Below are 26,654 nucleotides of genomic sequence, written 5' to 3' on the forward strand. Positions count from 1 at the left end.
CGCTGCGGCGGCGGCCGCGACGCCGCGAGGGCGGCCGGGTGCCGCGTCGTCGGCGCTGGGCGTGCCCGCGGCGGGGTCGGTGTGCTCGTCGGTGCGGTCGTGCGTCACCTGCGTATCCTCCCCGATCCCTCTCGCGCTCGGGCCGTCGGGGGACGTGGGCCCGGTCGGGGCTACCTTTCCCGTACACCGTATGTTAGCGTGGATCGTTCTTTTCGGTACGGCGTACGAACCGAACGGCGGGCGCTCGCGCGGGCTTCCCTCGCGTCCGTCCGTGACCCTGCAGCGCAGACGCGGCACGAGAGGTGTTCCGGTGATCCGAGCCCATGGTCTGACCAAGACCTTCCACCGCAAGAAGGAGGTCGTCGAAGCCGTCAAGGGCATCGACGTCGACGTCCGCGAAGGCGAGCTCGTCGCCTTCCTCGGCCCCAACGGGGCCGGCAAGTCCACGACCCTGAGGATGCTCACGAGCCTCCTCGAACCGACCGCCGGCACGGCCGAGGTCGCCGGGTACGACGTCGCGCGCGACCCCGCGCGCGTGCGCTCGCGCATCGGCTTCATCGGCCAGGGCAACGGCGGCGGCTACTCCTACCGGGTGCTCGACGAGCTCCACAACCAGGGCCGCTTCTACGGCCTGCCCGCCGCGGAGTACGAGCGCCGCGCGGCGAGCCTCCTCGAGGCGCTCGACCTCGGCGGTCTGGAGAAGCGCACCGTCCAGTCGCTCTCCGGCGGGCAGCGCCGGCGCCTCGACGTCGCGCTGGGCCTCATGAACCACCCGCCGCTGCTCTTCCTCGACGAGCCGACGACGGGCCTGGACCCGCACGCGCGCGCCAACCTGTGGGAGCACATCGCGGCGATGCGCGAGCGCTACGGCATGACCCTCGTGCTCACGACGCACTACCTCGACGAGGCCGACAGCATGGCGGAGCGCGTGGTCGTCATCGACCACGGCGAGATCATCGCGGACGCCACCCCGGACGCCCTCAAGCGCGACCACGCCGACGACGTCATCACGCTGGCGGTGACACCCGCCCCGGGCGACGGCACCGGGCAGGCCGGACCCGACGACGCGGCCCGCGTCCGTGCGGCGCTCGCCGGCGAGGTCGACCAGGTCGACGTGACCCCCGGCGCGGACGGCGCGCTCGCCGTCCGGATCTCCACGACGCACGGCGCGGACCGCCTCCCCGAGGCGATCGAGGCGCTGCGCGTCGGCGGGTACGTCGTGCGCTCGGCCGCGCTCAAGCAGGCGAGCCTCGACGACGTGTTCCTCAACCTCACCGGCCGGAGCCTGCGCGAGGAGGCGGCGTGATGACCAGGACCGACACCTCGACAGCACGGGTCACCGGCCCGGTCCCCGGCGCCGACGTCGCGCTGCGGACCGGCGCGGCGAAGTTCCTCACCGACACGTGGGCGGTGTTCACGCGCGAGATCCTGCTCGTGCTGCGCGACCCGTTCACGCTCATCTTCTCGCTGCTGCAGCCGCTCATCTTCCTCGGGCTGTTCGGGCCGCTGCTCACGGGCGCCGTCGGCGGCTTCGGCGGGGGAGCGGCGGGCGGCGGGGGCAGCACCGCCGAGACCCTCCAGTGGTTCGTGCCGGGCGTGATCGTCATGATCTCGCTGTTCGGCACGTCGATGAGCGGATCCAACCTCCTCTACGAGATGATGACCGGCTCCTACGAGCGGGTCCTCGCGACCCCGCTCGACCGGTCGGCGATCCTCGTCGGGCGCGCGCTCAAGGAGTTCGCGCCGCTCGTCCTGCAGGGGCTGCTCATCGCGCTGGTGTGCGTCCCGTTCGGGTTCACGCTCTACCCGCTGCATTTGCTCGCCGGGCTCGCGCTGCTCGGCCTGTTCGGCATCGGCGTCGGCGCGCTGTCCATCGCCCTGGCGCTCGCGGCGAAGAACCGCGAGTGGCTGTTCTGGGGCGTGCAGCAGTCGCTGCTGTTCCCGCTGCTCATCCTCTCCGGCATGATGCTGCCGCTCGAGGCGGGGCCGGCGTGGATGCGCACCGCGGCGCTGTTCAACCCGCTCACCTACATCGTCGACGCCGAGCGCGCGCTGCTCGCCGGGACGTTCGCCTCCACGGAGGTGCTGTGGGGCGTTGTCGCGGCGGCGGTCACGTGCGTCGTCGGCGTCTGGGTCGGGATCCGGCGCACGCGCCGCACGGTCTGATCCCTCCGCCGAGCCCGGGGTCGTGCGCCACTGACGCTCCGACGTGACGCACGACCCCGGGTCCGGCAGGCAGACCTAGGCGGCGTCGGTCGCGCGCGCACACGGCACCGCGCCGCACGCCGCGACCGACGCCCGCGCGTCGAGCACGCGCTGGTTGGTGCTGCCCCGGAACGCGAGCGTGAGGTCGCGGCGCGCGAGCTCGAACCGGCCGTCGACGAGCACGTCGACCTCGTCGAGCAGGGCGCGCTGGTCCGGCGGGCCGTCGAGCAGCTCCTCGACCGTGTAGCCCGTCCAGCACCACACGTCCTTGGCGCGACCCAGCGCGGCGCGCAGCCGGCGCACGAGCCGCAGGCACACGCCGGTGTTGAGGAACGGCTCCCCGCCGAGCAGGGACAGGCCCTGCACGGCGGGGTGCGCGAGGTCGGCGAGGACGCGGTCCTCGAGCGCGTCGTCGTACGGGCGCCCGTAGCGGAAGCTCCACGCCGCCTCGTTGAAGCAGCCCTCGCACGCGAACAGGCACCCGCTCACGTACAGCGAGCAGCGCACACCCTCGCCGTCGACCATGACGAACGGCTTGTAGTCGGCGACGTACCCGTGGCTGACGCGCTCGGAGCGCCAGCCCGGGCCGGGTTCCCTCGGCACGCCGCGGCCTACGCGCGGTCGCCCGCGGCGAGCGACGCCGGGCCGGCCAGGTGCTTGACGCGCGAGGAGATCTCCACGTGGCGCCCGTGCACCATGGGCCGCTGCTGCGGGTTGCCGAGGTAGCCGCACGTGCGCTTCACGACGTCGCACGTGCGCGGGTCGGTGTTGCCGCACCCCGGGCACGCGAAGCCGCGCGCGGTGGGCTCGAAGTCGCCCGTGAACCCGCACGCGTAGCAGCGGTCGATGGGCGTGTTCGTGCCGAGGTAGCCGACGCGGTCGTAGGCGTAGTCCCACACGGCTTCCAAAGCCCTGGGGTTCTGCTGGAGCACCGGGTACTCGCAGTAGTGGATGAACCCGCCCGACGTGTACGGCGCGTACTCGGCCTCGAAGTCCAGCTTCTCGAACGGCGTCGGGTCCTTGCGGACGTCGTAGTGGAAGCTGTTCGTGTAGTAGTCCTTGTCCGTGATGTCGGGCACCGCGCCGAACCGCTCCCGGTCGAGGCGGCAGAACCGGTCGGTGAGGCTCTCGCTCGGCGTCGCGTAGACGCTGACCTGGTAGCCGAGGCGCTCGGTCCACCGCGCGGCGTGCGCGTGCAGCGACCGCAGGACGTCGAGCGTGAGCGTCTTCGCCTCCGGGTCGTGCTCCCACTGGCCGCCGAAGAACGCGGCGGCGACCTCGTACAGACCGATGTAGCCGAGCGACACGGTGGCGCGGCCGTCGCGGAAGAGGCGGTCGACGTCGTCGTCCGGCGCGAGGCGCTGCCCGAACGCGCCGTGCACGTAGAGGATCGGCGCGTTGCCGGGCGTCGCCTGCCGGCACCGCTCGATGCGGAAGGCGAGCGCGTCGTGGACCGTCTCCAGGCGCTCGTCGAGCAGCCGCCAGAACGCGTCGAGGTCGCCCGCGGCCTCGAGCGCGACGCGCGGCAGGTTGAGCGTGACCACGCCGAGGTTCATGCGCCCCTCGACGACGTCCTCCCCGTGCTCGTCGCGCCAGCCCTGGAGGAAGGACCGGCAGCCCATCGGCACCTTGAACGAGCCCGTGAGCTCGACGATCTTGTCGTACGACAGCACGTCCGGGTACATGCGCTTGGTCGCGCACTCGACGGCGAGCTGCTTGAGGTCGTGGTTGGGGTCGCCGGGATCGAGGTTGACGCCGCGGCGCAGCGTGAGGACGAGCTTGGGGAAGATCGCGGTGCGGCACTCGCTCCCGAGCCCGCGGAGGCGGATCTCGAGGATCGCGCGCTGGATCTCGCGCTCGAGCCACCCCGTGCCGAGCCCGAACCCGACGGTCGTGAACGGCGTCTGCCCGTTGGACGTGAACAGGGTGTTGATCTCGTACTCGAGGCTCTGCATCGCGTCCTCGATGTCCTTGCGCGTCTTCTCGCGCGCGTACTCCTCGCGCCGCCCCGCGTCGGGGATCCACCGCTCGGCGTCGGCGCGGTGCTTCGTGAGGTTCCGCTCGGCGTACGGGGCGAGGAGCTCGTCGATCCGGTTGACCGAGCACCCGCCGTACTGGCTGGAGGACACGTTGGCGATGATCTGGCTGATCTGCGCGGTCGCGGTCTGGATGGAGCGCGGCGGCTCCACCTGCGCGTTCCCGATGCGGAACCCGTGCGCCAGCATCGTGCGGAAGTCGATGAGGCAGCAGTTCGTCATCGGCGCGTACGGGTGGTAGTCGAGGTCGTGGTAGTGGATGTCACCCTTCTGGTGGGCGTTCGCGACGTGCGGGGGCAGCATGCGCAGGCCGATCGCCTTGCCCACGGTTCCGGCCGTGAGGTCGCGCTGGGTGGTGAAGACCTCGCTGTCCTTGTTCGCGTTCTCGTGGACGACCGTCTGGTCCTTGTCGAGCAGGCGCACGATCGAGTGGTTGAGGTCCGTCGCCCTGCTACGCGCGACGTCGCGCTGCACGCGGTAGTCGATGTACGCGCGGGCGACGTCGTCCTCGTGCGACTCGAGCAGCACGTGCTCGACCACGCCCTGGATCTCGTCGATCCTCACGCTGCTGACGGAGCGCGCCGCGATCTCCTCGCACGCGCGGTCCACGACCTCGGCGACACGACGACCGTGCGTCGCGCTCGGCTCGCCGTGCACCTCCGCGAAGGCCTTGCTGACGGCCGCGCGGATGCGCCCGTCGTCGAACGGCCGGCGCCGGCCGTCGCGCTTGAGGACCTCCGGCATCGTGGTGGCCGTGGTGGCCGTGGTGGCCGTGGTGTCGTCCGTCGTGCCCGGTCGTGCTCGGTCGAGCTCGATGGTGCTCATCGCTCTCGTCCCCCTCTGCCCACCGAGTTCCGGTCGCCGCCCGCAGGGGACTGCGGGCAGGGCCTGCCGGCCCCACATGTGGGGCCGGAAACGCGGCGCCGCCACCATATCTAGTGGACGACGGCGCGCCGACACCGGCGCACGGATCTCCGGCAGGTCAGGACGAAGGTCCCGACCGGCGGCTGGGTCGAGCAGGCGGGCTCGTCCGGCGGCCCGACGCGCGCCGCGCCGGCCGGGAGTCGACCGCCCGCCCCGGCGTCGGTACCGTCGCCCGATGACGACCGGACCGCACACCGAGCAGGGCGCCGACGCCCGCACGGACCCGCCCCTCGCCGCCGACGAGGTCACGACGCTGCGCGGCTTCCTCGACTTCCACCGCGACACGATGCGCTGGAAGACGGCCGGGCTCGGCGCCGCCGAGCTCGCCGCCACGCTGGCGCCGTCGACCATGACGCTCGGCGGCATGCTCAAGCACCTCGCGTACGTGGAGTCGCAGTGGTTCTCGGTCGTCCTGCGGGGCGAGCCGCTCATGGCGCCGTTCGACACCGCCGACTGGTCGGCCGACCGCGACTGGGACTGGCACAGCGCGGCGTCGGACACGCCGCAGCAGCTGCGCACGCTGTTCGACCGCGCCGTCGCGGCGTCGGACGCGGTCCTCGACGCGGCGCTCGACGAGGGCGGCCTCGAGCAGCCCACCGTGCGCGCCGACCGGCACACCGGCGAGCGGTGGAACCTGCGCTGGGTGCTCGTGCACATGATCGAGGAGTACGCGCGGCACAACGGCCACGCCGACCTGCTCCGCGAGGCGATCGACGGGTCCGTCGGCGAGTAGCGACCCGATCGTCCGGGTGCTTGCCCGGGGCGCCGTCGGGCGGCACGATGACCGGCGTGACCGCCCCGCCGCCGCCACCGCTGCCCCGGTTCCCCCGCAAGCGCGTCGTGACGGTGGTGCTCGTCGTCATGACCGTGCTCGGCGTCGCGCTGCTCGGCACGGGCGCATGGCTCGCGCGTCGGCCGCCTTCGTTCGGGTGGTACGCCTACGCGCCGCTGTCCGACACGTACTTCAGCCCCGGCGACGTGTACTCGCCGGTCCTCGCCGCCCTCCTGGCGGCAGCGGGCGCGCTGCTGCTCGGTGGCGTCGGTGGCTTCCTCGTCGGACGGCGTGCGCGACGGTCCCCGCCCGCGACACCGGAGTGAGCACGCGTCAGGCGCGGGCGAGCACGAGGACGGGGGCGAGCGTCCCGGCCTGGCTCGCCGCCGCGAGGTTCGCGCGCCGCTCGACGATCGCGGGGCCGTAGACGGCGGACAGGTCGTCGGCGGCCTGCGGGTCGGGCGTCGTGAGCGAGACGCTGCGGTCCTCGACGTCGAGCACCTCAAAGCCGGCCGCAGCCAGCCCGTCCGTGTACGCGGCGGGCGGTTCGACGAACGACGTCCCGTCGTCGACGTCCCACGGCAGGGGGTAGGGCAGGTCTCCGGGGCCGACGCGCATCTGGTCGTGCACCGCGACGAGGCCGCCCGGCCGCACGACGCGGCGCAGCTCCGCGAACACGGCCGCCTTGTCGGGGACGTTCATCCCGACGTGGATCATCATCGCCCGGTCCTGCGACGCGTCGTCGCACGGCAGCCGGCCCGCGTCACCCTCCTCGAACCGGGCGAGCGGCGTCAGGCCCGCGTACTCGGTCAGGGTCCGCGCCGCGGCGACGAAGTCGGGGCTGAGGTCCACGCCGGTGACCGTGCAGCCGTGGCGGTCCGCGGCGACCCGCGCCGGGCCGCCGACGCCGGACCCGACGTCGAGGAGCGCGGTCCCGGCGTCGAGGTCGAGACGGCCGAGCACGTGGAGCGTCGCGGGCAGGCCGCCGACGTGCAGCTCGTCGAACGGGGCGAGCGCGTCGACCGGCGCCACGCCGTCGCCCACCGCGGCGGCGTCGAGGATCCGCTCCGCCAGGCGATCGCCCGCGTAGTGCTCCCGGACCCGGTCCGCCGTGCCCATGGTGGTCTCCGCTGGTTGTCGCGCGCCGCCGTCGGCCCGCTCACCCCGTCGACGCTACGCCGGGCGACCGCGGGTGGCCAGACCGCCCGTCGAGGAGCGGTTGACCTTGACGTAACGTCAACTCCTAGCGTGATGACCGCTGCCGCGACGACGGCGGTCCGGGACAGGACGTACGAGGAAGGAGGGTCCGCGATGGCCACCACGACGAGCCGCACGGCCGACTGGTCCATCCAGGAGGTCGCGCGGCTGGCCGGCACGACGAGCCGCACGCTGCGTCACTACGACGCGGTCGGGCTGCTGGCGCCGACGCGCGTGGCGTCGAACGGCTACCGCCACTACGACGCCGACGCGCTCGTCCGGCTCCAGCGGATCCTCCTCCTGCGCGACCTCGGTCTCGGGCTTCCCGCGATCAAGGAGGCGCTCGACGGCCCGGGCGACCGGACGTCGTCGGGCACCGGGGAGCGCGGCTCCCAGGTGCGGGCGCTGCGCACCCATCTCGAGTGGCTGCGCGCGGAGCGGCAGCGGCTGGCGCGGCAGATCGCGTCGGTCGAACGGACGATCACCACGATGGAAGGAGGTGGCGAGCTCATGGCGGACGACATGTTCGACGGGTTCGACCACACGCAGTACAAGGACGAGGTCGTCGAGCGGTGGGGCGCGGACGCGTACGCCCGCAGCGACGCCTGGTGGCGCGGCCTGTCCGACGAGGAGAAGGCCGGCTTCAAGCAGACGGTCGCGCGCCTCAGCGCGGACTGGACGGCGGCCGCCGAGGCGGGAGTCGACCCGGAGTCCGACGAGGCGCAGGAGCTCGCGCGCCGGCACGTCGAGTGGCTCGGCGGCGTCCCCGGGACCCCGGGCGCGGGCGCCGCGCCGGTGAAGGAGTACGTCGTCGGGCTCGGCGAGATGTACGTGGCCGACGAGCGGTTCGCCAAGAACTACGGCGGCGTGCAGGGCGCGACGTTCGTGCGCGACGCGCTGCGCGTCTACGCGGACCGCGTCCTGTGACGAGGCGGGCCGTGGTCGCTGCGGCGACCACGGCCGTCGTCGCGCTCGCCGGGTGCGCCGCGACGCCGGCGGACGACGGGCCCCGCCTGCCGCCGACGAGCGGCACGTTCGACTACCAGCTCGGTGCCGCGTACGACGTGCCGGGCGGGCTCGACGTCGTCGTGCGCGACGCGACGGCCGAGCCCGCCGCCGGCGCGTACTCGGTCTGCTACGTCAACGGGTTCCAGACCCAGCCTGGCGACGCGAGGCTGTGGCTCGAGGACCACCCGGACCTCGTGCTGCACGACGCGGCGGGCGAGCCCGTCGTCGACCCGGACTGGCCGGACGAGTACGTGCTCGACCCGTCCACCGCGCAGCAGCGCGCGGGGATCCTCGAGATCCTCGGCCCGGTCGTCACCGGCTGCGCCGACGCCGGGTTCGACGCGGTCGAGATCGACAACCTCGACACGTGGACCCGGTTCGACGACGCCGCCACCGGGCGGATCGCGGAGGAGGGCGCGCTCGCGCTCGCCGCCGCCTACGTGGACCTCGCGCACGACGCAGGGCTCGCCGTCGCGCAGAAGAACGCCGCGGAGGTCGCGGCGCTCGCGCACGACGAGCTCGGGTTCGACCTCGCCGTCACCGAGGAGTGCGCGGCGTACGACGAGTGCGCCGCGTACACCGACGTGTACGGCGACCACGTGCTCCAGGTCGAGTACACGGACACGCTGCCCGTCCCCTTCGCGGACGTGTGCGCCCGGACGGACCGCGCCCCGCTCACCGTCCTGCGCGACCGCGACCTCGTGGGGCCCGACGACGGCGGGTACGTGCGCGAGCAGTGCTGACCCGGCCGCGGTGCTCGGCAGGATCGCCCTCACCTCACTAGCCTGGGACCCACGGCGGACCGCCGTCCGCCACGAGGCAGCCGAGGGAGGCAGCCATGGGCACGTCGACGTCCGGTACGACGCCCGGTACCGCGCCCCGCACGATCCGCAACGTCGCCCTCGTGGGGCACAGCGGGTCGGGCAAGACCACGCTCGCCGAGGCGTTCCTCCATCGCGCGGGCGCGATCCCGCGGCTCGGGTCGGTGGCCGAGGGGACGACGGTGTGCGACCACGAGCCCGAGGAGGTCGCGCGCGGCATCTCGGTCGCGCTCGGCGTCGCGCACCTCGGCTGGACGGCGCCCGACGGCCGGACCTACCAGGTCACCCTCCTGGACACGCCCGGGTCGCCCGACTTCGTCGGCGCGGTGGACGCCGCGCTCGCGGTCGCGGACCTCGCGGTCGTGGTGGTGAGCGCCGTCGACGGGGTCCGCTCGGGGACCGAGGAGGTGTGGCGGCTGTGCGACGAGGCGGGGATCCCCCGCCTCGTCCTCGTCTCCCAGGAGGACCGGGCGCGCGCGAGCTTTCGCACCGTGCTCGACGACCTCCGCACGACGTTCGACGCGCCGTTCGTCCCGCTCGAGCTGCCGCTCGGCGAGGAGCAGTCCCTGCACGGGGTCGCCGACGTCCTCGCCGAGCGCGCCCGGGAGTACGGCAGCGACGGTCACGTCGACTGGCACGGCCACGACGAGGAGGTCCCGGGCGACGTCCGCGACGAGGAGCACACCCTGCACGACCAGGTCGTCGAGGAGATCGTCACGCACGACGACGACCAGCTCGAGGCCTACCTCGCGGGCGACGAGCCGGGCACGGCCGACCTCGAGCGGACGCTCGCGCACGAGGTCCGCGACGGCGAGGCGGTCCCCGTCCTGCTCGCGTCCGCGCTCACCGGGGTCGGGGTCGACCGCGCCCTCGACCTGGTGTGCGAGCTGGGCCCGTCGCCCGTCGACCGTCCCGCCGTCGTGCTCCTGCCCGACGCCGCGGGGCAGGACTCGCGCGCGACCACCGAGGTCGTCGCGGACCCGGGCGGGGACGCGCTCGTGCAGGTGTTCCGCACGGTCGTCGACCCGTACGTCGGGCAGGTGTCGGTGTTCAAGGTGCTCTCGGGGAGCGTGGCCAGCGGCGACCGCCTCGTCGACGTCGCGACGGGCGCCGAGGACCGCGTGCACGGCCTGTTCCGGCTGCGCGGGCGCGAGCACGTCGCCGTCGAGCGCGTGACGGCGGGTGAGGTCGCGGCGGCCGCGAAGCTCGCCGCCGCGACGACCGGCGGCCTGCTCGGCAGCCGCCGGTCGCCCGTCACCGCGCGGGCGCTGCCCGCCCGCCCGCCCGTCTACGCGCACGCGCTGCGCCCCGTCTCCCAGCCCGACGACGACAAGCTCTCCGCCTCGCTCGCCCGCCTCGTCGCCGAGGACCCGACCCTGCACGTCGACCTCACCGGCACGCAGGCCGTGCTCGGCGGGCTCGGCGACACCCACCTCGCCGTCGCGCTCGAGCGGCTCGAGCGCACGTTCGGCGTCCACGTGACCACCGAGCCCGTGCAGGTCGCGTACCGGGAGACGATCACGCGCCCGGTCGAGGCCGAGGGGCGGCTCAAGAAGCAGTCGGGCGGCCACGGGCAGTTCGCCGTCGTGCAGCTGCGCGTGTCGCCGCTGCCGCGCGGCGCCGGGTTCGAGTTTGTCAGCTCCGTCGTCGGGGGAGCGGTGCCGCGGCAGTACCTCCCCGCGGTCGAGCGCGGCGTCGTCGAGGCCATGGCGGCCGGCGGCCCCCGCGGCTACCCCGTCGGCGACGTGCGCGTCGAGGTCTACGACGGCAAGGCCCACTCCGTCGACTCCTCCGACATGGCGTTCCGCACGGCCGGGGCGACCGGGCTGCGCGAGGCGCTCGCGGCGGCCGGCACCGTCGTGCTCGAGCCGGTCTCGGCCGTGACGGTCACCGTACCGGTCGACGCTCAGGGCGACGTGCTCGGCGACCTGTCCGCCCGGCGCGGGCACATCACTGCCACGGACACCCTGCCGGACGGCCGCGTCGTCGTCGAGGCGCTCGTGCCCGAGTCCGAGCTCGTGCGGTACGTCCTCGACCTGCGCTCCCTCACCGGCGGGCGCGGGTCGTTCACCGCGCGCCCGGACCGGTACGAGGTGCTGCCCGGCGGCGTCGCGGCGTCGACCCGCTAGGAAGACGTCCGCGGTCGCCCGGCGTCCGACGACGTCCCGTCGAGGTAGCGCAGCACGGCGAGCAGGCGACGGCTGTACTCGCGCGTGGTGGGCAGGTCGAGCTTGGCGAAGATCGCGTTGACGTGCTTCTCGACCGCGGACTGCGAGAGGTGCAGCGCCGCGCCGATCCCCGCGTTGGTGAGGCCCCTGGCCATGCGCTCGAGCACCTCGCGCTCGCGCGGCGTGAGGCGCTCGAGCGGGGCCGTGCGTCGTGCGTGGTTGAGGAGCCGGCGGACGACCTCGGGGTCGACGACGTGGTCGCCCGCCGCGACGCGGTCGAGCGCGGTGAGCAGCTCGTCGACCACCATCACGCGGTCCTTGAGCAGGTACCCCGTGCCGGCGCCGTCGTGGTCGACGAGGCGCGCGGTGTGCTGCGTCTCGACGTGCTGGGAGAGCACGAGCACCCCGGTCGCAGGCCAGCGCCGCCGGATCTCGAGCGCCGCCCGCAGGCCCTCGTCGGTGTGGGTCGGCGGCATCCGCACGTCCGTGATGACGACGTCGGGGCACCCCTCGCGCTCGAGGCTCTCCAGGAGCTCGTCGGCGTCCGCGGCGACCGCCACCACCTCGACGCCCTCGTCGACGAGGAGCGCGCGCAGACCCTCGCGCAGGAGTGCGGAGTCCTCGGCGATCACGACGCGCACGGCAGCCTCGCGGTCAGCACCGTCGGCCCGCCCGGCGGGCTCACGACGTCGAGCCGGCCGCCGAGCGCCTCGACGCGCGCCCGCAGCCCCGCGAGACCGCGCCCGGCGGAGAGGTCGGCACCGCCCGCGCCGTCGTCGCGCACCTCGACGACGAGGTCGTCCACCTGGCGGGCGGTCACGACGCACGACGTCGCCCGGGCGTGCTTGCTCACGTTCGTCAGCGCCTCGGCGACGACGTAGTACGCGCACGACTCGACGGCGGGCGCCGGGCGGTCGTCGAGCCGCACGTCGACCTGCGCCGGCGGGTGGCAGCGGGACGCGAGATCGGCGAGCGCGGGCTCGAGACCGAGGGTGTCGAGCGAGGCGGGGTGGATGCGGAACGCGACCTCGCGCAGCTCGGCGACGAGCCGCTCGGTCTCCGCCCGGGCGTCGGCGAGGAGGCGCTCGCGGCGTGCGGGGTCCTGCGCGCGCCGGCCGCGGTCGATGAGCATCCCCACCGCGACCGCGTGCTGCTGGACGCCGTCGTGCAGGTCGCGCTCGATGCGGCGCCGCTCCGCCTCGACCGCGGCGGCGACCCGCGCGCGCGACGTCGTCAGCTCCTCGACCTGCAGCGCCAGCGCGTGCCGCCCGGGCCGCACCAGCAGCGCGTCGGCGAGGCGCCGCTCCACGACCGGCACGCTCCACAGCCCGACGAGGGCCAGGTACAGGAGAAGAGCGCCGAGGAGGCCGAGGACGGCGATCCCGCCCGCCGTCATCGGCTCGGCGTCCCCGGGGACGAGCCGGATGCCGAAGAGGGAGGACGCGAGGACGACGACCGCGCCGGCGATCCCGTAGAGCAGCAGCCCGAGGATGCCCGCGCACAGGACGCCGACCACGGCGTGGGCGGCGAGGTAGGCGGCGCCGGAGCGCGCGCCGTCCGTGGCGTCGCGGGTGGTCCACCCGAGCCACCGGCGCAGGCGCCGACGGTGCAGGCCGACCACGGAGACGAGGGCGGTGGGGCGCGTCGACCGGCTGCGCCGTCGTGCCGCCCCGGGAACCACGGCGAGGACCGCCTCCACCACGAGGGCGGCGAGGCCGACGGGGACCAGCCCGACCCCGACGAGCGAGCCCCCGACCGCGTGCAGCGTCGAGCGTGGCCGCGGGTTCACGCCGCCCACCCTAGCGACGCGGTGCGCCTCCCGACCCTGAGGAAACCCGCACGGTCCGGGTGCGGCCCGCCGCACGGGATGTCTGCGCTCGTCCTCGATGTGGCGCCCCGGTCCGCGTCCGTAGCGTCGCCGGCATGCACCTCCTCACCTCCCTCACCCGCGGCACGACCGCCGTCGTCCCCGGTGCCCCGGGCGCCGACGGCGGCGTCCTCTCGACGATCACCGACTGGGCCGTCGGCCTCATGGACGCGCTGGGTCCGCCGGGGGCCGGCGCCGCCGTCGCGCTGGAGAACCTGTTCCCGCCGATCCCGAGCGAGGTGATCCTCCCGCTCGCCGGGTTCACCGCCGCGCAGGGACGGTTCAGCCTGGCCGAGGCCATCGTGTGGACCACCGTCGGGTCGGTCGTCGGGGCGCTCGTCCTGTACTGGCTCGGCGCGGCGCTGGGGGCCGACCGCCTCCGGGCGGTCGCCGCCCGCCTCCCGCTCGTCCGGGTCGAGGACCTCGACAAGGGCGAGGCCTGGTTCGCGCGGTACGGGAGCGTCGCCGTCCTGGTGGGCCGGGTCGTGCCGATCGTCCGCAGCGTGATCTCCGTCCCGGCCGGGGTCGAGCGCATGCCGCTCGGCCGGTTCGTCCTTCTGACGACGCTCGGCAGCAGCGTCTGGAACACCGCGCTGGTCCTGCTCGGCCACGGGCTCGGAGCGCGGTGGCACACGATCGAGGCCGCGGTCGGGACCTACCAGAAGGGCGTCATCGTCGTCGTCGCCGCCCTCGGCCTCGCCTACCTCGTGCACGTGGTGCGACGCCGGAGGAACCGCCCCGCGGACCGGGGCCGGGCCGAGTCTTCCGCGGGCCGCCGCCGCGCGGGACAGTAGGCGGCATGAGCACCTGGGACGCGACCGACGGGGTGGTCGAGCTGCCCGACGGGCGGCGGGTACGGGCGCGCGGTCTGCGCGCCGGGCTGCCGCTGGCGAGCCAGGAGCCGCAGCTCGGCGTCTACCTGACGGGCAGGCGTCCGCCGGCGCAGGGATGGGAGTCGCGCTGGGTCCCGTGGCCGGACTTCGCCCTGCCCCGGTCCACGGCCGATGCCGTGGCCGCCCTCCGTGACGCCCATGAGCGCGCCGCCCACGAGTGCGTCGAGGTGGCGTGCGACGGCGGCAACGGCCGCACCGGGGCCGCGCTCGCGCTCCTCGCCGTCCTCAGCGGCGTGGCCCCCGACGACGCGGTCGCGTGGGTGCGCACCCACTACCGGCCGCGCGCCGTCGAGACGCCGTGGCAGCGCTGGTGGGTGCGGCGGACGGCCGCGACCCTCCAGCGGTGACCGGCCGGGATAGACCCCGCGCGCGGGTGGAATGGGGTAGAAGGAGAGCATGGAACTCGACAGCAAAGGGCTGGGGCGCCTTCGTCATGTAGCGAACGCCCGCGACGTATGGACCTCGGAGGCCGGAGACTTCACGCCGTGGCTCGCGGAGAACCTCGACGTGCTCGCCGACGAGCTCGGTATGTCCCTGGCGTTGGTCGCCACGGAAGTTCCCGTCGGGGAGTTCCGGCTGGACATCCAGGCGCAGACGCCTGACGGGGGCGTCGTGATCGTGGAGAACCAGCTGGAGAAGACCGATCACGGTCACCTTGGACAGCTGCTCGTCTACGCCTCGGGGCTCGAGGCCAGCGCAGTCGTCTGGGTGGCACCGCGGTTCCGGGATGATCATCGGAGGGCGCTGGACTGGCTCAACGAACGTACCGATACGGGCGTCGACTTCTTCGGCGTGGAAGTCTCAGTCGTGCAGATCGGCGATGGTGGTCTTCGAGCACCCGTCTTCGAGGTGGTCGCTCGCCCGAATGGTTGGCAGAAGGGCGTCAAGGAGTCTGGTCCAGGACGGTCGGGTGCCGGTGGCCAGACCACGGGAGTGAACTCGGCACGCCAAGAGTTCTTCTTGGAGGTGCTCGCGGACGTGGTGGCGGAGCGCCCGACGATCAGAATGCCGGCGCGAGGGAACCTGAACTGGCTCTCGTTTTCTTCGGGGCCCTGGGGCAACTGGGCACTTGTGGTGTCGGCCGACGGGCGTCTGCGCGTTGAGGCCTACATCGACAGCGGCGATGCCGGAGTGAACAAGGCCTTGTTCGACGAGCTCCAGAGCGACGCGACCTCATGGGAGGCTCAGACCGGCCGCCGGCTCGAGTGGGAGCGCCTCGACGACAAGCGCGCCAGTCGTGTCGCCGCCTATCACCCGGTGGTGGATATCGGAGACGAAGCCCAGCGCAGCCAGCTGAGGAGCTGGGCCGCCCGAACCGTCATCGCTCTGTACGACGCGATGAACGAACGGCTCCGCGCGCGGGCTCGCGAGCTCCGTGAAGCCGCGAAGATGCAGAGCCTCTGAATAGGCCCGCGGGCACAACCGGGCAAGGGCGGACGCAATGTCCACGCGGTAGTTCAGCGATGCCAGCCACGGCGAACGCCCGCGCCAACCCCCGATTCTCAGCGGCGCGGCACCACGATCGGCGCGCCGCCGCCCGGGTGCTCGACGACCTCGACGGGGTGGTCGTAGACGTCGCTGAGCAGCGCCTCGGTGAGCACCTCGCGCGGCGGGCCGTCCGCGACGACGCGCCCCTGGGCGAGGAGCGTCACGCGGTCGGCGTACGCCGCGGCGAGCGACAGGTCGTGCACCACGACGACGACCGCCCCGCCCGCGGCGGCGTGCGCCCGGGCGAGCTGCAGGACCATCTCCTGGTGCTTGAGGTCGAGCGCCGCGGTCGGCTCGTCGAGCAGGAGCAGCGTCGTGCGCTGCGCGAGCACGCGGGCGAGCGCGACGCGCGCCTTCTCGCCCCCGGACAGCGACGTGAAGTGCCGCTCCGCGAGGTGCTCGACGTCGGTCGCCGCCATCGCGGCGCGGACGGCGTCGTCGTCGGCCTCCTCGAGCGGCGTGCCGCGCCACGGCGAGCGCCCCATGCGCACGACGTCCACGGCCGTGAACGGGAAGCTCAGCGTCACCTGCTGGAGCAGGACGGCGCGGCGCATCGCGAGCTCGGTCGGCGTCCACGAGCCCAGCGCGCGCCCGTGCACGACGACGACCCCCGCCTCCGGGACGAGGTCGCCCGTGAGCACGCCGAGCAGCGACGACTTGCCCGCGCCGTTCGGTCCGAGCAGCGCGCGCACCTCGCCGGCGCGCACGTCGACCGACACGTCGCGCAGGATCGGCGCGCCGCCGAGCGTGAGGGACACGGCGTGCGCGGCGGTGACCACCTCGCCGGGCGTGCCGGGCCCGGGGAGGCGCGCGCGGCGTCGGGCACCGGTGACGGCGGTGCGCAGGGTGCCGAGGAACGTCGAGCCCTCGTGGCGCAGGTCGCTCATGCCCACCCTCCCTGGCGCGAGCGCGTGCGGCGCAGCAGGTAGAAGAAGAACGGTCCGCCGACGAGCGACGTGATCATGCCGAGCGGCAGCTCGACGTTCGCCACGGCGCTGCGTGCGAGGAGGTCGGCGGCGAGCAGCACGACGGCGCCGCCGAGCACCGACGCCGGGATGAGCGTGCGGTGGCTCGGCCCGCACACCATGCGCACGAGGTGCGGCACGACGAGCCCGACGAACGCGATGATCCCGGTGAACGCCGTCCCGGCGGAGACGAGCAGCGCGACGAGCACGATCGCGACCTGGCGCAGGCGCTCGACGTCGACCCCGAGGTGGCGCGCGGCCCGCTCGCCGAGCGCGAGCAGGTCCATCCGGCGGCGCACGAGCATCGCGCCCGTGACCCCGAGGACGGCGATCGGCAGCACGACCGCGACCGAGCTCCACGTCGCGCCGCCGAGCGACCCGAGCTGCCAGAACACGATCTGCTCGCGCGCCGCCGGGTCGGCGACGAACGTGAAGAACGCGAGCAGCCCGCCCGCGAACGCGTTGACCGCGATCCCGGTGAGCACGAGCGTGACGACCTCCGTGCGCCCGCCCGCGCGGGCGAGCGCGTAGACGACGAACGTCGTCACCAGGCCGCCGAGGAACGCCGCGCCCGCGACCCACGTGCCCGGGACGAGCGCGCCGGCGGTGACGATGACCGCGCACGCGCCGACGGCCGCGCCGGACGAGACGCCGATGACGCCCGGCTCGGCCAGCGGGTTGCCGAACACGCCCTGCATGAGCGCGCCCGAGCACGCGAGGGCCGCGCCGACGACGATCGCGAGCACCACGCGCGGGAACCGCACGACCCACAGCGCGTTCTCGCCCTGCGGGTGCGACGGCATCGGCCCCCAGTCGAGGCCGACGTGGTGCGCGAGCGACCCGAGCACCTCGGCGGGCGAGACCGGGACCTGCCCCGTCATCCCCGACAGCACGGTGAGCACGGCGAGCGCGACGGCGAGCCCGGTCATGAGCCAGTGCGCCGCGCGGCGGCGCTGCCGCCCGACGTCGGGGACGACGCGCGCGAGGGGCGCGCTCACGAGGTCGGCAGCTCGGGCGCGGGGACGCCGTAGAACGCCTCGACGAGCGAGGCGATCGTGGCCCCGGTGCGCGGGCCGAAGGTCAGCAGTCGCGAGCCGTCCATGTCGACGACGCGCTGCGCCTCGCCCGCGGGCGTCTGCGCGAGTCCGGGGATCGCCATCATCGCGTCGAGCCCGCCCATGGACTCCAGGCCGTCGGTCATGACGAGGTAGGCGTCGGGCGCGGCGCTGATGATCGCCTCGCTCGTCACGGGCGCGTACTCGCGGTCGAGCCCGATCGCCGTGCCGGCGTCCTCGCCGCCGATCGCGCGCACCAGGTCGTCCGCGCCCGAGCCCGGCCCGAAGAGCATCTTGATGTTCGCACCGCGCAGGTAGAGGAACGCGACGCGCGGCGTCCCGGTGTCGGTCGGGACGGCGTCGAGCGCCGCGCAGATCTGGCGGTCCGTGCGCTCGACCAGGGCCTCGCCCTCCTCGGGGACGCCGAGGGCCGTCGCGACGGCGCGGATCCGGTCGTCGACCCCGTCGAGCGTGCGCGACTCGTCGAAGTACACGACCGGGACGCCCGACTGCTCGAGCTGGCTGCGCACGTCGTCGGTGAGGATCGTCGCGTCCGTGAGGATGACCGACGGGTCCAGGCCGAGGATCGCCTCGACGTCGAGCGCGTGGCCCGCGCCCGTGACGACGGGGACGTCCGCGGCCTCGGGGAACCCGGTCGGCAGGTCGCGGCCCACGACGTTCTCGCCGAGGCCCAGGCTGTACACGATCTCGCCGAGCGTGCCGTAGAGGTCGACCGGGATGATGCGGCTGACGTCGGTGACCTCGACCTGGCGGCCGTCGACGGACTCGGCCGTCACGGGGAGCTGCGGCGCCGGGTTCTCCGCGACCGGGTGGATCGCGTCGTCGGCGAACGTGGCGGTCGTGGGGCCGGTCGGGAAGGAGGCGGGGTCGACGTCGGACCCGCCGCCGGCCGCCCGGGACTCCTCGAGCGTCGTGCACGCCGGAGCCCCGGCGGCGTCCGCGGCCGCAGTGGCCTCGGCCGACGCCGCCTCCTCCTCGGTGGCCGGCGCGCTCGGCGTCGCCGGCGGCTCGTAGGGGAGCGGCGAGCACGCCGCCACCAGCCCGAGCGCCGCCGCGCAGCCCGCCCCGGCGAGCGTCGTCACGAGCCGGCGTGCGCGCCCCGGCGGCGCGGAGGGCGACGGGTGGTGGCGCGAGGCACGGGCACGACGCATGACGAGGTCTCTCCAGCGGGACGTGGGCAGGGTGCGTCGCGGCGGACGCACCCGGCGACGTGAAGTAAGGCTAACCTGACCGGCGTGGGCCGGACCTGTGACGTGCGTCCCGACGACTCAGCAGTGGACCGCGCCGAGGTCGGCGAACATCGCGCTGTTGAGACCGAAGGCGTGCTTGGCCTCCGCGACGGTCGCGTCGAGCTCGGCGGGGGAGAGGACGAGCGCGTCGAGGCGCTCGCGGTAGACGTCCTTGAACGGCTTGGACTTGGGGATCTCGACGAACGTGTAGAACGCGAGGCCGTCGCCCGAGAGCCCGTAGTGGCGCTCGAGCATGCGCTTGACGATCTGCCCGCCGGACAGGTCGCCGAGGTAGCGCGTGTACGCGTGCGCGGCGTACGCGGGGAGCGATCCGCCGACCTCGTGCAGGCGTGCGACGTACCGCTCGGTCGCCGGGTGGACGGTGATGCGCTCCGCCCAGTCGTCCCCGACGAGGAACGCGAGGTCCTTCTCGATCTCGGGCGTGCGGGTCAGCTCGTCGAACACGAGCGTCGCGCCCTGCGTGTCCGAGCGGATCGCGGCGCTCGCGTCCTCGAGCGCGCGGTAGACCGCCCACTGCTGCGCGGCGAGGTCGGCGTACGCCGCGACGTCGAGCTGCCCGGACATGAGGCGCTCGACGAATCCCGACGTCTCCGCCCGCTCGTGCTCGGGGCGCGTGCCCTCCCGCAGCCGCTGCGACAGCGTGACGGGCCGGTCGAGGGTGCCGAGGTCGTGCGTGAGAGCGGTCACGGGGACTCCTGCGGGTGCGGCGGGACGGTCAGGACCTGACGCGTTGTCAGGACCGCGTCACGCACTGTAGCGCAGTGAGGTGAGGTTTACCTATCCCCTGTCGCGAGCGACGTCCCGGGTGCCGCCGGACTGCTCTCCGGCCGCGCCTGCGCCGGTGTCGGCGCGACGTCCTCGGGGTTCGGCAGGCGCGCGAGGAAGCGGAAGCCGACGAGGCCCGTCACGACCGCCAGCCCACCGCCGACGACGAGCGGCGTGGTGAGGTCGACGCGCGCGAGCAGCCCGCCGAGGAAGGACCCGAGCGGCATGGCGCCCCACAGGAGCGTGCGCCACGTGCCGTGGACGCGGCCGAGCAGGCGGCTCGGGATGACGGCCTGGCGCAGCGACATCACGTGCACGTTCCACACCGTCGTCGCGCCGAACGAGAGGGCGAGCCCCACGGCTGCGACCGGCACGACCGGCACGAGGCCGATCACGACGAGCATCGCGGGCGTCAGCAGGTTCGCCACAGCCATGACCGGTCCCGAGCGGAAGCGGTCCTTGAGCGGCGTCGCGACGGCGGCGGCGAGCAGCGACCCGAGGGCGCCGGCGAGCATGAAGGCGCCGAACCAGCCCTCGGGCACGCCGAGCTCGTCGAGCACGTAGAGCACGAGGGTCGCGGTCGCGGCGGAGAAGCAGATCCCGACGACCGTCGACAGGAGCCACAGCGGCCGCAGCACCGGGTGCGCCCAGATGAAGCGGAACCCGTCGGCCACCTGGCGGTACCAGCGCACCGGCGGGCCGTCGGCGGGCTGCGTGCGGTGCTCGCCCGCCGCCGCGGCCGGGAGGAAGAACGCGAGCACGAAGGCCGCGGCGTACGTCAGGGCGCCGACGCCCAGCGGCACGACCACGGCGACCGCGAACAGCGCCGAGGTCAGGGGTGCCGACAGGAAGTTCTGGACCGTGATCTCGCCCGCCTCGATGCGCGAGTTCGCGCGCGGGAGGTCGGCGGGGCGCACGATCGACGGCACGACGGCGCGGATCGCCCCGTCGTAGACCGTCTCGAACGCGCCGTACAGGAAGACGACCGCGTACAGGGACCAGATGGTCAGCGTGTCGGTCCACGCGAGCGCGACGAGCCCGAGCGCGAGCGCGGTGCGGACGCCGTTGGCCAGCGCGAGCGCGTGCCGCCGGTCGATCCGGTCGAGCAGGATCCCTGCGGGGATCGCGAGGAACAGCCACGGCAGGAGCGCCACGGCCGCGATCCCGGACACGAGGAACGGGTCGTCGGTGAGGCGCACCGCGAGCAGCGGGGCGGCCACGCGTGCGACGCCGTCCCCGAGGCTCGAGCTGAGGTTCGCCGTGAAGACGTTGGCGAACGCCCGCCCGAGGCGGGGGCGTGCCGGCCTCGCGGCTGCGGCGCTCAGCGGTGCACCGCGAGCGACGGGGCGCGGACGTCGGCGCCGACCGCACGGAGCACGAACGCCTCCGTGGCGTCGACCGCCTGGGCCTGCGCCGCCGGGTCGTCCGGGACGTGGCGGCCGGACAGGCACGCGTTGACGAGCTGCACGGTCGTGTCGATGTCCTGCGGCGGGAACTCGCCGGCGTCGATCCCGGACCGCACGATGCGTCGCAGGATCGTCTCGACGAGCTCGGCGTGCTCGCGCAGGCGCTGGCGCGTGGTGCGTGACAGCACGGTGCGCAGGTCCGGCCCGGGCGCGAGGTGGAACACGCGCTTGAGCCGGGTCTGCTGGCGGATGTAGGTGCGCAGCTGCTCGACCGGGTCCGTCACGTCGGCGAGCGCGCGCTCGAGCGTGCCGACGTACTGCTCGGTCTCGTGCGTGATGAACCCGAGGAGGAGCGCCTCCTTGTCGGGGAAGTGGTTGTACACCGCGGTGCGGCCCACGCCCGCGGCGGCGGCGATGTCGGCGAGCGAGATGGCGTCGAAGCCCCGGTCCATCATGAGGTTCGAGAGCGCCGCGAACAGCTTCTGGCGGGTCTGCGCGCGGTGCTCGTGGAGAGACCCTCCGATGATCTTGGGCATGCTGACATCATAGGAGTCTCGCGTCAGGACGTTGGTCCCCGAGGGCCGGGGCTCCACCGCGTCGGCGGCCTCTGCCAGACTCCCGTCATGGACACGACCCCGCACCCCGGCGGCACCCCGGCGACCGGCGGTGCGCCCGACTTCCCGGCCGTCCCCGCGGACACCAAGGACTGGACCTGGGTCCTCGACCGCCCGTGCCCCGAGTGCGGCTTCGTCGCCGCCGACGTCGCGCCGGACCAGGTGGGGCCGGCCGTGCGCGACGCCGTCCCGCGCTGGGTGCGCGTCCTCGCGCGCCCCGACGTCCGCGAGCGGCCGGACGCGACGACCTGGTCCCCGCTCGAGTACGCGGCCCACGTGCGCGACGTCTTCTCGGTGTTCGACGTGCGGCTCATGGCGATGGTCGAGGACGACGACCCCCTGTTCGCGAACTGGGACCAGGACGCCGCCGCGGTCGAGGGCGACTACGCGCACCAGGACCCCGCGGTGGTCGCGCGCGAGCTCGAGGTCGCGGGCGACCGGGTCGCGACCCGGTTCGACGCCGTGACCCCCGACCGGTGGGAGCGCCCGGGGCGCCGCTCGAACGGGTCGGCGTTCACGGTCCGTACGCTCGGGCAGTACTTCCTGCACGACGTCGTGCACCACCTGCACGACGTGCGCGGCTGACGGGCCCGCGTCCGGATCCACAGATTTTGTCCACAGCTGTGTGGACGACGGGGCGATTCCGCACGGCGGCCTGTGGACGGACCTGTGGTCGACGCCGACGCCCGAATGACACCGGTGCGACCCCTTGCCCTGGATCGGCACGAGGACTACAAACGTCCCTATCGGCCCGCACGGGCGCACGTGGACGACGACGTTCGGCAGCGACAGCGAGGGGTCACCCGGCCCCGTCGGCGGCGAGACCACGGTGCTCGCGAGGGCACGGTCGACCGGAGAACGGTGGACGACCCGCGGCCCCGGCCACGGGCTGCGCGCGACGGCGCAGGCTCCACCGGACCCGGAAGGCCGACCGCGATCGGTGTCGTCGAGGAGAACGGACCGGGTCCCCCGGTGCCGCGGCGACGCCGAGCCGCCTCGTCGCGAGCGGCGCCCTGGCGGGCCTCCGGCCCGACCGCCCCGGGGTGCGCGGCGACGGCGAGGCCCCTCGGAATCTTGCTCCGAGGGGCCTCGCAGTCATTCTCCCGCGCAGTGGTCCTACGCTCGACCCATGAGCAACCTGGACACCCGGCCCGAGGAGCGCGTGTGCTCGTCCCGCCCCGGGGAGGGCGCGGAGCACCTCGGCGCGGTGGAGGTCCTCGAGCACCGTGACGTGCCGCTCGGCGGGACGCGCGCGATGCAGGTGCGCCGCACGATCCCGCAGCGCGCGCGCTCGCTGGTGGGCGCCTGGTGCTTCCTCGACCACTACGGGCCCGACGCGCTCGCCACGATCGGCGACGGCACCGACGGGATGCAGGTCCCCCCGCACCCGCACACCGGGCTGCAGACCGTGACGTGGCTCTTCGCGGGCGAGATCCTGCACCGCGACTCCGTCGGCTCGCTGCAGACGGTGCGCCCGGGCGAGCTCAACCTCATGACGGCCGGTCGCGGCATCTCCCACTCCGAGGAGTCGCCGCGGGGCGTGCGGCCGCCGGTCCTGCACGGCGTGCAGCTGTGGGTCGCGCTGCCGGTCGACCGGCTCGCCGACCCGCCGGCGTTCGAGCACCACGAGGACCTCCCGGTCGTGGCCGCCGACGGCGCGCGCGTCCAGGTCTTCCTCGGCGCGCTGACGGTCGGCGGCACCGAGCTGCGCTCGCCCGCGACCGCGTACACACCGCTCGTCGGCGCGCAGCTCGACCTCGAGCCCGGCGCACGGGTCGTCCTCGACGTCGACCCGTCCTTCGAGCACGGCCTCCTCGTGGACGCCGGCGAGGTCCGCCTCGAGCACGAGGACGTGCCGGTCGCGTCGCTCGGGTACGTCGCGCCCGGCCGCCGCACGCTCACCGTCGAGGCGGGCCCCGACGGCCCGGCGCGCGTCGTGCTCGTGGGCGGCGCGCCGTTCGAGGAGGACATCGTCATGTGGTGGAACTTCGTGGGCCGCTCGCACGACGACGTCGCGCGCGCCCGCGAGGAGTGGCAGGCCCAGCTCGTGGTGGCGCAGGACGGCGGCGGCGCGGGCACCGGCCTCATCCCGAGGCAGGGCGGCACGCGCTACGCCGAGGACGCCTCGACCGGCCGGTACGGGGAGGTCGTCGGGTACGACGGCGGCCCGCTGCCCGCCCCCGCGCTGCCCGACGTGCGCCTGCGCCCGCGGACGCGCCCGGCGTCCCGGTAGGCCGCCGGGGCGGCGTCGGTAGACTGCCGCGCATGGCCAAGAACTCCACGACCGACTTCGTGCTGCGCCCGTTCGAGGGGCTCCCCGGCGAGACCGACTGGGTCGCGATGCGCGAGGTCGTGCCCTCGGCCACGGCGACCGCGCGCACGACCGCCGAGCACGGCGCGCGCGACGTCCTCGTCGTCACGGTGCTCCCCGCCGGGTGGGCGGCGCTGCACCGCCAGGACGGCACGGTCCTCCTCGCGCTGCAGACCCTCGCCGGCTCGGGCGACCTCAGCCGCGACCTGGCCGCCGCGCTCCTCGAGGCCCTCGACGCCGAGCCGGGCACCTCGATCGAGCTGGGGGCCCTGCCCGGCCCCGGCCCGCGCCTGCAGGACGTCCTCGACCTCGACGTGCCGTTCGACGTGACGGTGCACGAGGACTTCTCGTACTGGCTGGACCCCTCGCAGGAGGTCACGCCGGACGTGCAGGCCTCGCTCGACCAGGCGTCGGAGTCGATGGTCCCCACGGTCAAGCTCGACGCCGTCCCCTCGGCCTACTGGTGCCGCATGTCCCGCGAGTTCCTGCGCTGGGCGCGCCCGGAGGACGAGGAGTCGCTCATCGACGCGATCTCCCGCCTGCACGCGCGCCGCGAGTCGGGGCTCGCCGGCGGCAAGTTCGTCGGCGCGTTCCGCTCCAGCGGGCTGCTCGTGCCGGTGTGGGAGCTCCCGCGCGGCACGGAGGCGGACGAGCTCGAGGGCCCGGTCGCCGAGCTCGACGCGCGGCTCACCGAGGCCCTCGCGGTCACCGAGCCGCTCGACGCGAACGAGCGCCGGGCACGCGCGGGCATCGTCTCGCGCCAGGTCACGCTGCGCTGACGGAGGCTCGGGTCTCCTGACGATTCTGCGGTCATCTCTTTGCACTACTAGGCTGGCGGCGTGAACGCGGACCATCGGTCGACCGAGGTGAGAGACGAGGCAGGGCGGACGACGGCGCCTCCGTCGCCGAAGGCGTCGTCAGCGTCCGCACCCACCTACCTGACGGCGTCGGGCACGCGGGCCCGGACGCCACGACCCGTGACCGGCGAGGGGCGTGCCGGGCGGGCCGCCCGGCAGCGCGTCGCGGTGATCATCCCCGCCAAGGACGAGTCGCGGCGCATCGCCGCGACCGTCCGGGCGGCGAAGGCGATCCCGCACGTCGACCTCGTGCTCGTCGTCGACGACGGGAGCGAGGACAGCACGCAGCACGTCGCCCGCGAGGCGGGGGCCGTCGTGGTGCGGCACTCGCACAACCGCGGGAAGGCCGCGGCGATGGAGACCGGCGCCGCGGTCGTCGCGATGCGCGACGCGCCCGACCGGCCACCGCGGCTCCTGCTGTTCATCGACGGCGACCTCGGCGAGACGGCGGTCAACACCGCACCGCTCGTGCCGCCGGTGCTCGAAGGGCACGCCGACGTCGCGATCGCCCTCCTGCCCCCGCAGCCGGGCGCAGGCGGTCGCGGCATCGTCGTCGGGGCCGCGCGCCGGGCCATCCAGTCGCTGACGGGCTGGACGCCCACGCAGCCGCTGTCCGGCATGCGCTGCCTCACGCGCGAGGCGTTCGAGGCCGCGACGCCGCTCGCGCGCGGCTGGGGCGTGGAGACGGGCATGACGATCGACCTGCTCCACCAGGGGTACGTCGCCGTCGAGGTGCCGTGCGACCTGCGCCACCGGGCGTCGGGGTCGGACCTCAAGGGCCAGCTCCACCGCGCGGCGCAGTACCGCGACGTGCTCGTCGCGATCAACGCGCGCAAGATGCGGTACGCCATGGACCGGGTCCGCACCGGCCGCTAGCCGACGCGACCGGGCGCGCACCGGCACTAGCCGACGCGCACCGCGTCCGTCTGGTCATCGGTGCCGGACGCCGCGTCCTGCCCGGCCGCCGTCGGGCCGTCGGGCGGCGTGCCGTCGGCGTCCTCCTCCGGCGGTGCGGCCGCGTGCAGGGCCGCGACGGTGAGCAGCGGGACGGCGGGGATGAGCGCGATCATCGCGATCCGCACGCCGAAGTCGTTGACGAGCGACCCGGCGACGCACACGATCCACAGGGCGAGGACGGTCGGGCGCAGCAGCGGCCAGGCCTCCTCGGTGCGGGCGAACCAGCGCGGCGTGAACCGCCGCGGGGCGAAGAGCAGCAGCGCCGCCGCGACGAGCACGAGGAGCGTCAGCCACACCGGCACGCCGCCGAGCACCGACCGCAGCGCGTAGCCGGCCTTGCGCAGGAGCGTGTCCCACGCCGAGCCGTCGACGACCTGCTCGACGAACCGGCCGAGGTGGGACCGCTGGTCGGCCGGGCGCAGCCAGTCGAGCACGCCGACCGCCGCGACGGCCGCGACACCGGCGGCGGCGACGAGGACGAACCGCCGCCACGTCAGGTGCGCGCCGGACGCCGCGAGCCCGAGCACGGCGAACGCGGGCACGACGACGAGCCCGCCGCCGAGGTCCGCGCCGAGCGTCGGCCAGACGTCGACGACCATCGTCACGACGCCGATCCCGGCGACGACCGCGGCCGCGGTCCGCCGGCGTCCCCGCCGCACGAGCGCCTGGGCGAGCGCGGCGGCGAGCACGAGCGCCGCCACCGCGTACACGGAGAACGTCGGGTTGCCGAACCCGTAGAAGCGCGCGCCGAACGTGGGCGCGGAGCCGAGGGGGCTCGCGCGGTTGAGCGGCGTGCCGACGAGCGCGTCGAGAGTCAGGACGACGAACGAGATGCCCGCGACGACTCCCGGCCCGAGCCACACGGGCCGCCGCGGCGCGAGCGCCCCGAGCCCGGCGACGACCGCCGTCGCGAGGACCGTGCCGACGACCATCGCGAGCAGCGGGTCGGCGAACCGCCACCAGCCCGCGAGCGACACCACGAACGCCGCCGTCGGGACCGCGGCGACGACGAGCGCTGCGCCGCGGGCCCAGTGCTGCGCACGCACCCACCGCGCCCGCGCCCGCTCGCCGGTC

Annotated in this window: 25 protein-coding genes and 1 pseudogene; 14 read left to right on the plus strand and 12 right to left on the minus strand. The window is 74.5% G+C overall.

Annotation, left to right across the window (positions count from 1 at the left end; genetic code table 11):
• Window positions 1-310: 310 nt before the first annotated feature.
• On the plus strand, window positions 311-1,306 hold the full coding sequence (locus JZ5iCDA_RS05780) for an ABC transporter ATP-binding protein (protein WP_069386296.1): 996 nt from the start codon (window positions 311-313) through the stop codon (window positions 1,304-1,306).
• Window positions 1,306-2,166 carry an ABC transporter permease gene (locus JZ5iCDA_RS05785; protein WP_083259711.1) on the plus strand — a complete coding sequence of 287 codons (861 nt, stop codon included), beginning with the start codon at window positions 1,306-1,308 and terminating at the stop codon, window positions 2,164-2,166. The genes JZ5iCDA_RS05780 and JZ5iCDA_RS05785 overlap by 1 nt, the downstream gene beginning before the upstream one ends.
• Before the next feature lie 75 nt (window positions 2,167-2,241).
• Here JZ5iCDA_RS05785 and nrdG read toward each other — a convergent pair whose 3' ends face one another.
• Together nrdG and nrdD are read right to left on the minus strand one after the other, a co-directional pair.
• Complete coding sequence (gene nrdG / locus JZ5iCDA_RS05790) at window positions 2,242-2,808, minus strand: anaerobic ribonucleoside-triphosphate reductase activating protein (protein WP_069386297.1); 567 nt, start codon at window positions 2,806-2,808, stop codon at window positions 2,242-2,244.
• Between the two features lie 8 nt (window positions 2,809-2,816).
• Complete coding sequence (nrdD, locus tag JZ5iCDA_RS05795; RefSeq protein WP_083259712.1) at window positions 2,817-5,066, minus strand: anaerobic ribonucleoside-triphosphate reductase; 2,250 nt, start codon at window positions 5,064-5,066, stop codon at window positions 2,817-2,819.
• A gap of 274 nt (window positions 5,067-5,340) precedes the next feature.
• Here nrdD and JZ5iCDA_RS05800 point away from each other — a divergent pair, with 274 nt between their 5' ends.
• On the plus strand, window positions 5,341-5,898 hold the full coding sequence (locus JZ5iCDA_RS05800; protein WP_069386298.1) for a DinB family protein: 558 nt from the start codon (window positions 5,341-5,343) through the stop codon (window positions 5,896-5,898).
• Window positions 5,899-5,954: 56 nt separating this feature from the next.
• The gene (locus tag JZ5iCDA_RS05805) at window positions 5,955-6,263 is read left to right on the plus strand and encodes a hypothetical protein (RefSeq protein WP_139122976.1); all 309 of its coding nucleotides are present in this window, start codon (window positions 5,955-5,957) and stop codon (window positions 6,261-6,263) included.
• Between the two features lie 7 nt (window positions 6,264-6,270).
• Here the strand turns inward: JZ5iCDA_RS05805 and JZ5iCDA_RS05810 are convergent, their stop codons facing one another.
• Window positions 6,271-7,056, minus strand: a complete 786-nt coding sequence (locus JZ5iCDA_RS05810; RefSeq protein WP_069386300.1) for a class I SAM-dependent methyltransferase — start codon at window positions 7,054-7,056, stop codon at window positions 6,271-6,273.
• Window positions 7,057-7,248: 192 nt separating this feature from the next.
• Between JZ5iCDA_RS05810 and JZ5iCDA_RS05815 the strand changes: the two genes are divergently transcribed.
• The 3 genes from JZ5iCDA_RS05815 to JZ5iCDA_RS05825 all read left to right on the plus strand — a co-directional run bounded on the left by JZ5iCDA_RS05815 (window position 7,249) and on the right by JZ5iCDA_RS05825 (window position 11,092).
• The gene (locus JZ5iCDA_RS05815; protein WP_069386318.1) at window positions 7,249-8,061 is read left to right on the plus strand and encodes a MerR family transcriptional regulator; all 813 of its coding nucleotides are present in this window, start codon (window positions 7,249-7,251) and stop codon (window positions 8,059-8,061) included.
• Window positions 8,062-8,072: 11 nt separating this feature from the next.
• Window positions 8,073-8,885, plus strand: coding sequence for an endo alpha-1,4 polygalactosaminidase (locus JZ5iCDA_RS05820; RefSeq protein ID WP_253181970.1), 813 nt, complete (start codon window positions 8,073-8,075; stop codon window positions 8,883-8,885).
• Between the two features lie 95 nt (window positions 8,886-8,980).
• Entirely contained in the window at window positions 8,981-11,092 is a 2,112-nt protein-coding gene (locus tag JZ5iCDA_RS05825) for an elongation factor G (RefSeq protein WP_069386302.1), read from the plus strand.
• Here the strand turns inward: JZ5iCDA_RS05825 and JZ5iCDA_RS05830 are convergent.
• Complete coding sequence (locus JZ5iCDA_RS05830; protein WP_366246658.1) at window positions 11,089-11,763, minus strand: response regulator transcription factor; 675 nt, start codon at window positions 11,761-11,763, stop codon at window positions 11,089-11,091. The genes JZ5iCDA_RS05825 and JZ5iCDA_RS05830 overlap by 4 nt on opposite strands.
• Entirely contained in the window at window positions 11,760-12,920 is a 1,161-nt protein-coding gene (locus tag JZ5iCDA_RS05835) for a sensor histidine kinase (RefSeq protein ID WP_139122977.1), read from the minus strand. Before JZ5iCDA_RS05835 ends, JZ5iCDA_RS05830 begins: the two co-directional genes overlap by 4 nt.
• Before the next feature lie 134 nt (window positions 12,921-13,054).
• On the opposite strand from JZ5iCDA_RS05835, the gene JZ5iCDA_RS05840 reads away from it, so the two are divergent.
• The 3 genes from JZ5iCDA_RS05840 to JZ5iCDA_RS05850 are packed head-to-tail and all read left to right on the plus strand — an operon-like array spanning window position 13,055 to window position 15,295.
• Entirely contained in the window at window positions 13,055-13,792 is a 738-nt protein-coding gene (locus JZ5iCDA_RS05840; RefSeq protein WP_069386304.1) for a DedA family protein, read from the plus strand.
• A 5-nt stretch (window positions 13,793-13,797) separates the two neighbouring features.
• Window positions 13,798-14,238 carry a protein-tyrosine phosphatase family protein gene (locus JZ5iCDA_RS05845; RefSeq protein ID WP_069386305.1) on the plus strand — a complete coding sequence of 147 codons (441 nt, stop codon included), beginning with the start codon at window positions 13,798-13,800 and terminating at the stop codon, window positions 14,236-14,238.
• A 49-nt stretch (window positions 14,239-14,287) separates the two neighbouring features.
• Window positions 14,288-15,295: a DUF4268 domain-containing protein gene (locus tag JZ5iCDA_RS05850; protein ID WP_069386306.1), complete on the plus strand. Its 1,008-nt coding sequence runs from the start codon at window positions 14,288-14,290 to the stop codon at window positions 15,293-15,295.
• A gap of 98 nt (window positions 15,296-15,393) precedes the next feature.
• Here JZ5iCDA_RS05850 and JZ5iCDA_RS05855 read toward each other — a convergent pair whose 3' ends face one another.
• The 6 genes from JZ5iCDA_RS05855 to JZ5iCDA_RS05880 all read right to left on the minus strand — a co-directional run bounded on the left by JZ5iCDA_RS05855 (window position 15,394) and on the right by JZ5iCDA_RS05880 (window position 21,377).
• Window positions 15,394-16,266, minus strand: coding sequence for a heme ABC transporter ATP-binding protein (locus tag JZ5iCDA_RS05855; protein WP_083259717.1), 873 nt, complete (start codon window positions 16,264-16,266; stop codon window positions 15,394-15,396).
• Window positions 16,263-17,273 carry a FecCD family ABC transporter permease gene (locus JZ5iCDA_RS05860; protein WP_083259718.1) on the minus strand — a complete coding sequence of 337 codons (1,011 nt, stop codon included), beginning with the start codon at window positions 17,271-17,273 and terminating at the stop codon, window positions 16,263-16,265. The genes JZ5iCDA_RS05855 and JZ5iCDA_RS05860 overlap by 4 nt, the downstream gene beginning before the upstream one ends.
• Window positions 17,274-17,338: 65 nt before the next feature.
• Window positions 17,339-18,571, minus strand: coding sequence for a heme/hemin ABC transporter substrate-binding protein (locus JZ5iCDA_RS05865; RefSeq protein WP_069386308.1), 1,233 nt, complete (start codon window positions 18,569-18,571; stop codon window positions 17,339-17,341).
• Between the two features lie 117 nt (window positions 18,572-18,688).
• Window positions 18,689-19,357, minus strand: coding sequence for a heme oxygenase (biliverdin-producing) (locus JZ5iCDA_RS05870; protein WP_083259714.1), 669 nt, complete (start codon window positions 19,355-19,357; stop codon window positions 18,689-18,691).
• Window positions 19,358-19,443: 86 nt separating this feature from the next.
• On the minus strand, window positions 19,444-20,760 hold the full coding sequence (locus JZ5iCDA_RS05875; RefSeq protein WP_253181971.1) for an MFS transporter: 1,317 nt from the start codon (window positions 20,758-20,760) through the stop codon (window positions 19,444-19,446).
• Window positions 20,757-21,377 carry a TetR/AcrR family transcriptional regulator gene (locus tag JZ5iCDA_RS05880; protein WP_069386310.1) on the minus strand — a complete coding sequence of 207 codons (621 nt, stop codon included), beginning with the start codon at window positions 21,375-21,377 and terminating at the stop codon, window positions 20,757-20,759. The genes JZ5iCDA_RS05875 and JZ5iCDA_RS05880 overlap by 4 nt, the downstream gene beginning before the upstream one ends.
• A gap of 87 nt (window positions 21,378-21,464) precedes the next feature.
• Here JZ5iCDA_RS05880 and JZ5iCDA_RS05885 point away from each other — a divergent pair, with 87 nt between their 5' ends.
• From JZ5iCDA_RS05885 to JZ5iCDA_RS05900, 4 genes are all read left to right on the plus strand, one after another.
• The gene (locus tag JZ5iCDA_RS05885) at window positions 21,465-22,040 is read left to right on the plus strand and encodes a DinB family protein (protein ID WP_069386311.1); all 576 of its coding nucleotides are present in this window, start codon (window positions 21,465-21,467) and stop codon (window positions 22,038-22,040) included.
• 544 nt (window positions 22,041-22,584) lie between these two features.
• Window positions 22,585-23,688, plus strand: a complete 1,104-nt coding sequence (locus JZ5iCDA_RS05890) for a pirin family protein (protein WP_069386312.1) — start codon at window positions 22,585-22,587, stop codon at window positions 23,686-23,688.
• A gap of 32 nt (window positions 23,689-23,720) precedes the next feature.
• A complete protein-coding gene (locus JZ5iCDA_RS05895; protein ID WP_069386313.1) occupies window positions 23,721-24,545 on the plus strand; it encodes a DUF5926 family protein in 825 nt (274 codons plus the stop codon).
• Between the two features lie 198 nt (window positions 24,546-24,743).
• A complete protein-coding gene (locus JZ5iCDA_RS05900) occupies window positions 24,744-25,499 on the plus strand; it encodes a glycosyltransferase family 2 protein (RefSeq protein ID WP_069386314.1) in 756 nt (251 codons plus the stop codon).
• 26 nt (window positions 25,500-25,525) lie between these two features.
• Here JZ5iCDA_RS05900 and JZ5iCDA_RS05905 read toward each other — a convergent pair.
• Window positions 25,526-26,654: pseudogene (locus JZ5iCDA_RS05905) on the minus strand (hypothetical protein); the annotation flags it as partial.

It is taken from the genome of Cellulosimicrobium cellulans, from assembly GCF_001722485.1.
In the GTDB taxonomy this organism is placed as follows: domain Bacteria; phylum Actinomycetota; class Actinomycetes; order Actinomycetales; family Cellulomonadaceae; genus Cellulosimicrobium; species Cellulosimicrobium cellulans_A.

Excerpts from the sequence above, each read along its gene's own strand:
- nrdD (WP_083259712.1), bottom strand. The coding sequence starts at position 5,066 with ATGAGCACCATCGAGCTCGACCGAGCACGACCGGGCACGACGGACGAC.
- JZ5iCDA_RS05855 (WP_083259717.1), bottom strand. The coding sequence starts at position 16,266 with ATGAGCGACCTGCGCCACGAGGGCTCGACGTTCCTCGGCACCCTGCGC.
- JZ5iCDA_RS05800 (WP_069386298.1), top strand. The coding sequence starts at position 5,341 with ATGACGACCGGACCGCACACCGAGCAGGGCGCCGACGCCCGCACGGAC.
- JZ5iCDA_RS05885 (WP_069386311.1), top strand. The coding sequence starts at position 21,465 with ATGGACACGACCCCGCACCCCGGCGGCACCCCGGCGACCGGCGGTGCG.
- JZ5iCDA_RS05845 (WP_069386305.1), top strand. The coding sequence starts at position 13,798 with ATGAGCACCTGGGACGCGACCGACGGGGTGGTCGAGCTGCCCGACGGG.
- JZ5iCDA_RS05840 (WP_069386304.1), top strand. The coding sequence starts at position 13,055 with ATGCACCTCCTCACCTCCCTCACCCGCGGCACGACCGCCGTCGTCCCC.
- JZ5iCDA_RS05860 (WP_083259718.1), bottom strand. The coding sequence starts at position 17,273 with ATGACCGGGCTCGCCGTCGCGCTCGCCGTGCTCACCGTGCTGTCGGGG.
- JZ5iCDA_RS05895 (WP_069386313.1), top strand. The coding sequence starts at position 23,721 with ATGGCCAAGAACTCCACGACCGACTTCGTGCTGCGCCCGTTCGAGGGG.
- JZ5iCDA_RS05865 (WP_069386308.1), bottom strand. The coding sequence starts at position 18,571 with ATGCGTCGTGCCCGTGCCTCGCGCCACCACCCGTCGCCCTCCGCGCCG.
- JZ5iCDA_RS05810 (WP_069386300.1), bottom strand. The coding sequence starts at position 7,056 with ATGGGCACGGCGGACCGGGTCCGGGAGCACTACGCGGGCGATCGCCTG.
- JZ5iCDA_RS05880 (WP_069386310.1), bottom strand. The coding sequence starts at position 21,377 with ATGCCCAAGATCATCGGAGGGTCTCTCCACGAGCACCGCGCGCAGACC.
- JZ5iCDA_RS05850 (WP_069386306.1), top strand. The coding sequence starts at position 14,288 with ATGGAACTCGACAGCAAAGGGCTGGGGCGCCTTCGTCATGTAGCGAAC.
- JZ5iCDA_RS05815 (WP_069386318.1), top strand. The coding sequence starts at position 7,249 with ATGGCCACCACGACGAGCCGCACGGCCGACTGGTCCATCCAGGAGGTC.
- JZ5iCDA_RS05785 (WP_083259711.1), top strand. The coding sequence starts at position 1,306 with ATGACCAGGACCGACACCTCGACAGCACGGGTCACCGGCCCGGTCCCC.
- JZ5iCDA_RS05890 (WP_069386312.1), top strand. The coding sequence starts at position 22,585 with ATGAGCAACCTGGACACCCGGCCCGAGGAGCGCGTGTGCTCGTCCCGC.
- JZ5iCDA_RS05825 (WP_069386302.1), top strand. The coding sequence starts at position 8,981 with ATGGGCACGTCGACGTCCGGTACGACGCCCGGTACCGCGCCCCGCACG.